Genomic DNA, 2478 nt, shown 5'->3' with positions numbered 1-2478 from the left:
TGATCACCGAAGTGATCTATAATAGAGCTTGTCTTAAGCTCAAAATTCAATGCTAGCGAGAATTTTCATTCTCTGTTCAAACATTCACTCGTTGTTCAGTTTTCAAAGGACAATCTTCGTTCGTTTTCGACTTCCGTCAAAAGCGACCTTTATAATATAACACATCTGCCTACTCAATGCAAGCTTTTTATGATTTTATTTTTAAGTTCTCTTTTGAACTGCATTCAAATCAGTAAGCCTGCCGGCTGGGCAGAAATATAATATATCACGAATACCGCATCTCTGCAAGCTTTCATTTTAATATATACTAGTAATTCATTTCCGACTACTAATGTTCCTATCCCTCATCTCTTTTTCGTTTACTTCCTTCCCATGTATTTCAGTACTCAACATTCCTACAGGTACTTTCTCTTTCTATATGTATAGGAGAATACGAATTAGTACGAATTGACCTTTGATAATAATAACTTTATGGCATCTAGCAATACACCTCAAAAAATGTAATCGTTTTACCATTTCCTCGATAAAAAAGGACAACCGACCATAAATAGGGAGTTATTGGTTTTATTTGTGCATTGAACATCCTATTGTTCTATGGTAATTTCTAAAAATGCCGAATCAAACTTTTATTAATTGTTTGTACGGGGGACGATTTTCATGGGGTGAATGTTTGGGTTATCCAAACTAGGGAGAAACCTCTTCCCGAATCCGTCAACTAACCTCGGAGGCCCAAGGAGGGACTATGAAACATTTTGTAAAGAGTCTTATTTTGTCGTCCGCGTTATTCCTTTCGGTATTAACGCCTTTATCCGCAGCTCATGCTGCGATTCCGCATGACGACAGCTACAAAGTACAGGTCAACGATGAACTGATTGCGTTTCCAGACGCTCAGCCTTTTTTGGATGGCTCAGGTTCATTACAAGTACCTATTCGCTTTGTTAGCGAAAAACTGGGCTATGAAGCCCACTGGGAGCAGACAGGTAAAGAACTAAAAATTACACTAAAAAACAAACAGAACAACGTTATATTTACCACCGGAGATTCGGCCGCCCTTGTTAATGACAAGCCGGTTGCTCTTCAATCCGTTCCAACTCTGGTCGACGGAAGAGCCTATTTTCCTGTAAGAATGTTAGCTAGCGTGTTAAATATTCAAATGCAATGGGATCCTGCTAATCACATCGCGATTCTGGATGAAGACGGACGGTATCATGCTCCTGCTTGGTATGCCCCATCTTATCAAAAAGTAATTGAGGCAAAAGCTACCGCATACACTGGAGCTCCTTCTGAAAATGGAGGACACCCAAGCATCGATTATTTCGGTAATCCCCTTCAGGTTGGAACGATCTCAGTAGATCCGTCCATCATACCTCTAGGTACCAAGGTGTACATTGAAGGTTATTCCTATGATGGACTGCCTTCTGGAGGAATGTTCGCTACAGCTTCCGATACAGGCGGGGCTATTAAAGGGGACAAAATCGACATTTATGTTCCGGATAGTAAAGCTAAAGCAGATCAATTCGGCATTCAACAAGTTAAAGTATACGTTATCAAGTAAATACCTTCTTGTCTCCCTTTGGCAGTTGCTTTATGGCAGCTGCCTTTTTGTATATTCACGCCCATATAAGAGAGACTAAAACCACATACAGTGGAGGGAGGGACTTCCTTGATCCGGCTTCTATCCAAACTATTGCTCTGTGGCTCTTTATTAACCCTTACTACGGCTGCAACCAGCAAGCCAAGCAGCGAGGTCGTTTGGAATGTAACTACCGACCAAAAGCTAATCGCCCTTACTTTTGATGACGGGCCTAATCCCGTTTACACTCCACAAATTCTCGATATACTGAAGCAGCATGAAGCTAAAGCCACTTTTTTTGTATTAGGTAAAAGGGTCCAAATGTACCCGGCTATAGCCATCCGTGAAGTGAATGAAGGCCACGAAATTGCAAACCATACCTTCGACCATCATTATTTAAAAAATGTCTCATCTGAAAAGCTAATCGAGGAAATACGCCAGACACAGGAAGTTATTTTCGATATTACCGAGCAAATGCCACATGTATTTAGGCCTCCAGGCGGTTTTTATAATGAAGCTCTTCTTAAGCTTACTAAGGAAGATAAGTTAACGGTAGTTATGTGGTCTTGGTATCAGGACACAAAGGATTGGAAGAAACCTGGGGTAGATAAAATCGTAAACACGGTCTTATCCAATGTTCATAATGGAGATATTATTTTGTTTCATGATCTGCAAGGGGATTGCTCTCAAACCGTAGAGGCATTAAAACGGATTCTCCCTGAGCTGAAAAAGCAGGGCTATCAATTCGTTACGGTTACTGATCTTATTGCTAAAAATAAAAGCAAATAAAAAAAGCAGCTGATCTGATTAAAAGATCACCTGCTTTTTGCTTGGCGACGTTCTACTCTCCCAGGACCCTTCGGTCCAAGTACCATCGACGCTGGAAGGCTTAACGTTCGTGTTCG

Annotated in this window: 2 protein-coding genes, 1 rRNA gene and 1 riboswitch; of the genes, 2 read left to right on the top strand and 1 reads right to left on the bottom strand. The window is 40.9% G+C overall.

The genetic code is table 11. The features are described 5' to 3' along the window. The first annotated feature begins 601 nt into the window (after positions 1-601). Positions 602-744: riboswitch (cyclic di-AMP (ydaO/yuaA leader) on the top strand. Next, the gene (locus tag B1728_RS35370; RefSeq protein WP_079915110.1) at positions 743-1555 is read left to right on the top strand and encodes a stalk domain-containing protein; all 813 of its coding nucleotides are present in this window, start codon (positions 743-745) and stop codon (positions 1553-1555) included. Its footprint overlaps the riboswitch before it by 2 nt. A 111-nt stretch (positions 1556-1666) precedes the next feature. Beyond that, positions 1667-2362, top strand: a complete 696-nt coding sequence (locus B1728_RS35365; protein ID WP_483311005.1) for a polysaccharide deacetylase family protein — start codon at positions 1667-1669, stop codon at positions 2360-2362. Positions 2363-2401: 39 nt separating this feature from the next. On the opposite strand, the gene rrf is transcribed toward B1728_RS35365, so the two are convergent. Beyond that, positions 2402-2478, bottom strand: a 5S ribosomal RNA gene (rrf, locus tag B1728_RS37525); the annotation flags it as partial.

This window comes from Paenibacillus sp. 32352, assembly GCF_002042965.1.
Classification (GTDB): domain Bacteria; phylum Bacillota; class Bacilli; order Paenibacillales; family NBRC-103111; genus Paenibacillus_S; species Paenibacillus_S vulneris.
Note: the sequence above shows the minus strand (reverse complement) of the source record. Positions and strands in the feature narration are given on the sequence as shown.

What these genes read in the sequence shown, in the direction of transcription:
- B1728_RS35370 (WP_079915110.1), top strand. Translation starts at nt 743, where the DNA reads ATGAAACATTTTGTAAAGAGTCTTATTTTGTCGTCCGCGTTATTCCTT.